A 569-nucleotide genomic window follows, 5' to 3' on the forward strand; every position below is an offset into this window, starting at 1 on the left:
ATAGAAAATACCAACTCTGAACCAGCATTTAACCCGAGCATAATCTCAGGTAAGTATTCATAGCTCGAATTTACATCGACTGCCGTTGTTGGGGCATTATTGAACATATGCTTGCCATAGAAAGGGATACTGACAGTATACCAATCAGAACGACCAAAGTTGGTGTAAGCCTCTATTCTGAAAGCAATTTGCTCACCACTATAATTCTGTGGCACAGTGCCCGTCAGCATACCCGTTTCAATGTCTAATGTTAACCAATTTGGAAGCTCATTTGACAATCCGAAATGCTTAAACCTTAACCCGTCATCATATTGCGCTTGAAATTGATAACTAAATGATTCACCCAAAACGCCATAAATCGGTTCGCTAGGCATTTCTACAGTTATTAGGTGCGCAATACTAAATGAAATTGATTCTTGATGTGTAAACTCACCATCACTCACAATTAAATCAACATCCTCCCACTTTGAGTAACTTGGACGTTGTGGTTCAGGTACGGTGCCACTGATCACCCCTGTAGCTTCATCAATAGATAACCAATCGGGGCCATGCGAGATTTCATACGTTAA

Annotated in this window: 1 protein-coding gene; it reads right to left on the reverse strand. The window is 40.6% G+C overall.

Translation table 11 applies throughout. From position 1 onward, the window contains the following. A partial coding sequence (locus AN214_RS21860) for a putative Ig domain-containing protein (RefSeq protein ID WP_152960855.1) occupies nucleotides 1-569 on the reverse strand: 569 nt, incomplete at both ends.

Source organism: Pseudoalteromonas sp. P1-9 (assembly GCF_001399975.1).
In the GTDB taxonomy this organism is placed as follows: Bacteria; Pseudomonadota; Gammaproteobacteria; order Enterobacterales; family Alteromonadaceae; genus Pseudoalteromonas.